This is a genomic window from Bradyrhizobium sp. Arg237L (assembly GCF_029990105.1).
Lineage (GTDB): Bacteria > Pseudomonadota > Alphaproteobacteria > Rhizobiales > Xanthobacteraceae > Bradyrhizobium.
The window spans coordinates 48,546-55,248 of the sequence record NZ_JAQMIL010000068.1; the positions used below are offsets into that span (position 1 = coordinate 48,546).

4 protein-coding genes and 1 pseudogene are annotated in these 6,703 nt (G+C 58.6%); all 5 read right to left on the reverse strand.

The window, feature by feature from the left end; genetic code table 11:
- Window positions 1-225 precede the first annotated feature (225 nt).
- Complete coding sequence (locus OZ411_RS32525) at window positions 226-1,245, reverse strand: helix-turn-helix domain-containing protein (protein WP_130578697.1); 1,020 nt, start codon at window positions 1,243-1,245, stop codon at window positions 226-228.
- A gap of 241 nt (window positions 1,246-1,486) precedes the next feature.
- Window positions 1,487-3,694 (reverse strand): xanthine dehydrogenase family protein molybdopterin-binding subunit, encoded by a 2,208-nt coding sequence (locus OZ411_RS32530; RefSeq protein ID WP_282531211.1) that lies wholly within the window; start codon window positions 3,692-3,694, stop codon window positions 1,487-1,489.
- Window positions 3,695-3,697: 3 nt separating this feature from the next.
- On the reverse strand, window positions 3,698-4,147 hold the full coding sequence (locus OZ411_RS32535; protein WP_282531212.1) for a (2Fe-2S)-binding protein: 450 nt from the start codon (window positions 4,145-4,147) through the stop codon (window positions 3,698-3,700).
- Window positions 4,148-4,827: 680 nt separating this feature from the next.
- Window positions 4,828-5,283: a DUF3788 domain-containing protein gene (locus tag OZ411_RS32540; protein WP_130578701.1), complete on the reverse strand. Its 456-nt coding sequence runs from the start codon at window positions 5,281-5,283 to the stop codon at window positions 4,828-4,830.
- 626 nt (window positions 5,284-5,909) lie between these two features.
- Window positions 5,910-6,703, reverse strand: a pseudogene (locus OZ411_RS32545) (hypothetical protein); the annotation flags it as partial.

Below are 6,703 nucleotides of genomic sequence, written 5' to 3' on the forward strand. Positions count from 1 at the left end.
ACAGTCGGCGGCAAATCTTACGTGCTTCGTGCCATCACCCACGCGAGCCAATCACGTGCACTTCGTTGACGGTGCTTCCGGGGGTTACGCCTTCGCCGCGGCCAACTTGAAGCGAAATGTTGCGAGCGGAGAAGTACCTGAGTCTGAGCGCCGCTCTGCATGACGCAAGGCGGAGGGCGCCATGGCGGGGCAGCCCCGTTCTTGCTTTCGGATCGCACCTTGTTCTCAGATCTCCTTCCGGGCTCTGCCCTCCTTGGCTATCCGTCGATAGTCGCTCGGATCTCGATTGTACGCCTTTCGAAAAGCTCGCACAAAACTTGAACGGCTCTCGTACCCCGCATTAAGAGCAACGACGTCGATCGACATCGTCGTTGTCGTCAAATCGATCGCAGCCTGGCGCATTCTCAAGTCTCGCAAGATGGCCATCGGGGATTGTCCAAAGATGTCCGAGAAACGCGCCATGAACGCCGAACGACTCAATCCTGCACTGTGTGCCAAGCTTTGAACTGAATGGGCGGCTCCCGGCCGCGCCACCATATCCGCAAAAGCACGGGTGACCTGCCTGTCGGCAAGTATCGAGAATCGTTCAGTCCACCGCTGGGATGACTTGAGGGACCGTCGCACCAACGAGACAACGATCTGCTTGAGCAGAGACGCTGTCATGGCTCCAACGCCGACCTCCTGTTGTAGCAACTCGTCTATAGCCTCGCGAAGCTTCAGATCGATCTTGTCCGCTGGCTCGAATTGCTCGATCACGGGTTCGCGGAGTTCTCCGAACAGCCTCACAGACTGACCAAAGGATGCGTTAAAAAAGCCGCATATCTGAACAATTTCGGGTTGCTCGTTTGGCACTGCGATGCGGAGGATGCCGTCTTGACGAGTCCAGCAGTCTCTCGAAATGAGCTTCGGTGGGCTACTTCCACCGCCAACCTCGATCGTGAACGGAGTGTTTGGCGGCACGATGATGAGCAAATGAGGGCTCAACGGCATCTCTGGTCCGCCGTTGATGGACATGCGTCCCACGCCACTCAAGTTGTAGTGGATCCCGGGTACGTCAATCGTCCCAAATTCGACTCGATGGCCGTGCGGCACCAAAATCTCAGTCAGCGCGATGACATCGATGTCGAGCGCCTGCATCAAGTTGTTGAGGTCTGTTGTAGACAATTTGACAGTGGCGCCCGCGGGCGGCGAAACGTTCTGCCCGACGAGAGCCTGCTTTGGAACCGCTTTCGAGGTGTTCCGCATGGCTGTAGTGGCCTATTTATTGCCCGGCTACCGGCGCCGATAGTGCTCCGAAACCTGTTCTCCAAGGATCAGCGGGGGCGTCGCCATGCTGTTCGTACCACTGAACCTCGTCTCTTGCCAATTAGACGAAATTGGGACCTGCCGAGAACGCGAACGCTCCCATAGTCATTATGCTCCGCGGCTTTAGTTCCCGACCGTCATCCCGAGCGCGCTACAACGCGCGCGGGATGACGGGCAAGGACTAAGACGACGATTTCAGCGAATTTGTATCGATCGGCAGGCTGCGCACGCGCTTGCCGGTCGCGGCGAAGATCGCATTGGTCACTGCAGCACTGACAATGGCTGTCGGAGCTTCACCAACGCCACCCGGAGCCTCCGCGTTCTTAATCAAGTGTGTCTCCACCACCGGTACCTCGTCGATACGCATTGGCAGATAGCTGTCGAAATTGCTCTGCTCGACCCGTCCATCCTTGAAGGTGATTGACCCATGGAGCGCGGCAGTCAGGCCGAAAAGCGTTCCACCTTGAACCTGTGCTTCGATCGTATCTGGATTGACGTACATGCCGCAGTCAATCGCACAGACGATCCGCTTGACTTTGACGGAGCCATCGGCCGCCACTTCGACCTCGGCGACCTGCGACGTGTAACTTCCGTATGCGAATTGTACCGAAATTCCGCGGCCATGCCGCGCGGGAAGGGGCGATCCCCACCCTGCGTTTTCCGCCGCGAGCGACAGAACAGCGAGCGCTCGCGGATTGTGGCCAAGCAATCCCTTGCGGTAAGCGACGGGATCCTGCTTCGCAGCATGAGCGAGCTCATCTATGAAGCTTTCGACCACAAAAACATTGTGAGTCGGTCCGACGCCGCGCCACCAAGACGTCCGGACACCAGGGTGCTCGACCCGGACAAAGTCGACGTGGATATTGGGCAGCGCATAGGGCGGCTCGGCTGCCGCTTCTACGGCATCGGGGTCCAATCCGTCCTTGACGTAAGGGGGATAGTAGCGAGCCATGACTGAGGAGCCGGCGATCCGATGCGTCCAGGCAACCGGCTTGCCGGCCGCGTCAAGTCCGGCCGACAACCGATCGAGATAGTACGGCCGATACATATCGTGCTGGATGTCTTCCTCGCGGCTCCAGATCACCTTCACCGGACCATCGACGTGCTTGGCGATCTTGACGGCCAGCACCGTGCCATCGGCCTCCAGCCTTCGGCCGAAGCCACCGCCAATCAGATGATTGTGAATTTTGATCACCTCCTTTGGGAGGCCGGTGAGTTCGACCACCAGAGACTGTGTGATCGTAGGCGCCTGTGTCCCGACCCAGATGTCGCAACGGTCCTTCTGCAGGTGGACGGTGCAGTTCATCGGCTCCATCGCCGCATGGGCCAGGAAAGGCACCTGATAGATGGCGTCAACCCGTTGCGCCGCCGCCGCAAGAGCCTTCCCTGCATCGCCATCGTTACGGGCAACCGCGCCTGGCTTTCTGGATTCCTCCTCCAACTGCTTGACGATATCGGCGTTGCTGACCTTGCCGTTCGGCCCATCGTCCCACGTGATGGCGGCAGCCTCGAGCCCCTTCTTCGCCGCACCCGTGTGATCCGCTACCACGGCAACAGCTTCATCGATATTGACCACCTGCCGGACGCCCTTCACTGCCAGCGCGGCCTTATCGTTCACCGTTTTCGCTTTGCCACCGAGCACGGGCGAAATAGCAACTGCTGCAACCTTCATGCCTGGCAGTCGCGTATCGATGCCGTAGAGCGCGCGCCCATCGACCTTTATCGGTGAATCCACGCGCTTGGCACGCGTGCCGATCAGGGTGAAATCCTTTGGATCCTTCAATTTGACGGTTGCCGCAGGCGGCACAGGCAATTTCGCCGCAGCCGTCGCAAGTTCGCCGTAGCCCAGATGCTTCGAGCCTGACGCATCGAACACGACGCCATCCTTGGCGCGGCAAGCAGCTGGATCGACATTCCAGCGCTTTGCGGCTGCCGCAATCAGCAGATTACGACCGACTGCCCCTGCCTGACGCAGCGGTGTCCAGAAGGCGCGGACAGAGGCGGAACCACCTGTATTTTGAATGCCGATGATCGAGTTGACGTAAAGCGCATGATTTGGCGGCGCATGCTGAACCTGAATCTGGTCAAGCTTCACTTCCAGTTCTTCAGCGAGAAGCATCGAGAGCGACGTGTAAACGCCCTGTCCCATCTCAATCATCGGAATGACCAGGGTCACGGCGCCGGTTGGATTGATCCGTATAAAACCATTCGGCGCGAAAGTACCCGTGACCTCGTTTTCGACCACCTGAGAAGCAGGCGCCGCGAAGACGGACTCCGTGCTTGCACCGGTCAGCGCAAAACCAAGCAGCAAACCTGTGCCCTGAAAAAAGGTGCGCCGCGACATCGCCGTTTCACCTTCGATCCGGTTCGTTAGAATCAGCCTATCCATGGCTCAAACTCCCGCTGCTTGCTTGATCGCGGCCCGGATACGCTGATAGGTACCGCAACGGCAGACATTTCCCGACATCGCTGAGTCGATATCCGCATCACTCGGCTTCGGAGTATCTTTCAGCAATGCCGCCGCCGACATGATCTGGCCGGATTGGCAGTAGCCGCACTGCACCACCTCCAGCCACGCCTTCTGCAAGGCCGCGCCCTGCGGCGTCTGGCCGATCACCTCGATCGTGGTGACCGCGCTATCGCCGATGCTATCGACCGACGTCTGGCAGGAGCGGACCGGTTGACCGTCGATATGCACGGTGCAGGCGCCGCACAGTGCTTGGCCGCAACCAAACTTGGTCCCGGTCATGCCGAGCACATCGCGCAGCACCCACAGCAAGGGGATGTCGCCGTCGACATCGATCTCATGGGGTGAGCCGTTGATCTTTAATGTGAAAGCCATGAATGCCTCTTGAGCGCGTAGGGAGTGAGCCATGAGCCAATCAACGTCACTCATGAAATCCGCGAAAGCTCTACGCATTGATCGCAACACGGGACGAAGCTTTCCAATAGCCGGCATGTATAGTTTCCATAGCAACGGGGAATGCTCGCAAACCGGATAGCTAAGAAGGAAATTGACAGAGCCTATGTTCGCCTCGGGCGGCTCGCCGCGGGCCGTAGACAAATTGCGGAATCACTGAGCGGGGGAGAACGAAAGCTTCTGGCGTTCACTCGCGTGATGTTGCTCGGACCCAGCATCTACTTGGTCGATGAACCTACGGAAGGCCTGATGCCTAAGGGCTGTGGATGAGATCGGGGAATTGATGGCTACCCGGCCGCCGGCGGCGCATGCGTCGCGCTCGTCGAGCAGACCCTGCAACTTGTTTGGCAAATCTGCACGAACGTCGCGCTGACAAACAGTGGCCGTATAGGGCGGATCGTAACGACACTCCTGCCGGAGCATATTGATCGGTAGTTGGTGGGCTGAAGCTAACTCTTCACGCGATAACGCATCGTGCAACGTCGTTGCGAGATCTGACGGCCGGATGGCCGCTCGGCACCATCCGATTCTTGTGACAGACTTTTTGCTGAATATCCAGCGTCTTGCCGACTTTGCCGCGAAACTTAAGATTTCCGCGACATTCAAGCGCGCGACGGTGGAGGGCGCTTCATAGTCAAAAGCTCCGTCACATCATGCCGATCATCTGCGGATGAGATCGCAACTGTCAGGAATTTCCCGTCCGGGTATGTTTGGGCTTCATCGTAAAGCTTGACCAACTGCGAGCGCCAGATATAACGGCGCTCCTCAAACTTGTCTCGTTCTGCTCCCCCCAAGACCACCACGGCCGAAAACCGCCTGTATTCCGGCACGAAGGTGCAAAACGCCTTTGTTTTCTTGTAGCGTAGGGACCAGCCGCGCTTCTTGCCGCCATAGAGCCATTCCGGCGCGAAGACACCGGGGTAGAATTCCTCGATCCAGTTCTGCAGAGAGGCCCAATGCTTGAACGCGCCCGGTCCGATCCAGTCGCGGACAGTGCTATCATCGGGCGATGCTGACTTGTCAGTGATCCTGTCACCGATCTGGGGGGACTGTTCCATGCCGCTTTTCCTTCAATCACAACTTTTCAAGACCGGTTCGGAAGACTTGGCGGCCGACCTTGATCTTGCGCGAAAGGTGTGTCGCGATGTTCCCATGGTTTGAATCTGTGTTGCGCAAGTTCTGTCACGGACCTCTCTCCACCATTTGGGGCATAGGCGAGTTGCCCGTCAAAGCTGAAATCCGGCGCGTGGATTTGCGGACACGGAATCTGGACGTCCGGTCCGTTCTTCGAGGACAGGACTGTGCTCGTTGACTGGCATTTGAGCCTAGTCTGTTCAGGGAGACGCGTGCGACATACAACGCGCAGGTGTTTGAGTTAACGCTCCGCGCTTGCGAAGGCGTCGGCATTTCCACCGTAGTTCGCTCCCGGCTAGGTCTTAGTTGGGAAGCCCTGCACTAGCTTGCTCCTGCCGGGTCCGAAGCATACCGGCGGTCCCCGCGCGCCCGAAACGCCCTCGCGCGCTTCTCGAACCGCCGATACCTACTTCACGGAAATTGCGAGCGGAGGAAGTTTGTGGGAGCGCCTGCGTCCAGGATTTGAACCTATGCAGGGACCTTTCGAGCCGGCGACAAATAGCGTATGAACGGCGGCTTTTGCCGAGCTACAAAGGGTCCACGTTGCGAGTTAGGCTGCTCTCCAGTAAGAAAACAGCGATTGCGAAATAGTGGGTCTAGCGATGTAGCGGACCCCCGCTACCAACGATCCCCCCGACGTAGCGATATTGGAGAACAAAGCCGGATTGCCGCAGAGCGCGGCGAGGCGCCCGTTGATGTCGATCCGCACGCTCCGACCATCCTCAGCGTTCGCCTTCGTCCCGGCGCCACCCGCTCGGCTAGGGCTGGCGTGCACAATGATTGCCGTCACCAATTCACGGATGGTCGCAAACTCCATTGGGGTGCCGCGCTTCAATTCATTCGCCAACTCCTTCACCGTGCGCTTATAGCGGTCGATGGCCTTCGGGTGCAGCGCGATCACGTTGTCGGCTTCCTTGGCCGTCTCAAGCCGCGCGGCAAACGTCTTGCGCTCGGCTTCCAGTTCATTCATTCGCGGGATGAGCGCGTCGGTCGCCATTCCCTTGACGATGAAATCGACGATGCGTTTGATCTCGCGCTCGATCTCGCCGAGCCGCCGCTCGATCCGGGTGCGTTCGGTGCTCGCCTCTTTCTTGAGCCGTTTGCGCTCGGCGTTATAGGCATCGACAAATTCGGTAATCACCTCGGGATGTGCGAGGTGCTGGCGAGCGTGCGATAAAGCTCTCGAAGACGCCGTTTGACGCCTTTGCTCAACTTCGGATGCGCCAGTGCGCGCGCATAGGGCGTGGCCGGAACATGATAGCGCTTGATCACTTTCGCGCCCTCGCGTCGCTTGTCCTTCAGCTTGAAGGACGGCTGGAAGAAGTTGGTGTGCAGCCGCGATGC

Coding starts and splice junctions, on each gene's coding strand:
- OZ411_RS32525 (WP_130578697.1), bottom strand. CDS start 1,245: ATGCGGAACACCTCGAAAGCGGTTCCAAAGCAGGCTCTCGTCGGGCAG.
- OZ411_RS32535 (WP_282531212.1), bottom strand. CDS start 4,147: ATGGCTTTCACATTAAAGATCAACGGCTCACCCCATGAGATCGATGTC.
- OZ411_RS32540 (WP_130578701.1), bottom strand. CDS start 5,283: ATGGAACAGTCCCCCCAGATCGGTGACAGGATCACTGACAAGTCAGCA.
- OZ411_RS32530 (WP_282531211.1), bottom strand. CDS start 3,694: ATGGATAGGCTGATTCTAACGAACCGGATCGAAGGTGAAACGGCGATG.